This is a genomic window from Pseudoalteromonas sp. 1181_04 (assembly GCF_052850545.1).
In genome coordinates this window covers 1-435 of the sequence record NZ_VXCS01000098.1, presented here as the reverse complement: position 1 = coordinate 435, position 435 = coordinate 1, and the positions used below count along the sequence as shown (strand labels likewise).

The 435-nt window shown below is 37.2% G+C and carries 1 protein-coding gene; it reads right to left on the bottom strand.

Features of this window, described 5'->3' with window-relative positions:
- Positions 1–303, bottom strand: a 303-nt coding sequence (locus FW757_RS23195; protein ID WP_446441789.1) for a helix-turn-helix domain-containing protein, incomplete at its 3' end; no start/stop codon positions are given.
- Positions 304–435: the final 132 nt, after the last annotated feature.

Genomic DNA, 435 nt, shown 5'->3' with positions numbered 1-435 from the left:
CCTTATGTTGAACTGGTCATAAATATACTGAGCAATATCTTCCCCCATTAATCTGCCTCCTTCTGAAGAACTTGCTGACTGTTTTATATAATCTGACAGTGTGTTTAGTTGTTGTGAGGTTAATTTAGCTGGACGACCTTTAATCGGTTTGTTGTTCAAGCCAGCAACACCATTGTTAAGGTAGTTTGAAACCCATTTATTGACACTGCCGCGCGCTGTATTTAGCCGCTTAGCAATATTCGTTCTGTTTTTCACCCTCAAAGAATAATGAAACAGCAAGCAGGCGTATGCGCTTTCTTGCATTAGGCTCTTTACGTGATAAAGCTAAAAGTTGCTTGGATTTTTCTAAGTTCAATTTAGTAAAAGTAGATAAGTATCAGTGTGCTAATTAGATCACATAATTTAGCAGATTGGTATAATTTGGCAGATTGGTAT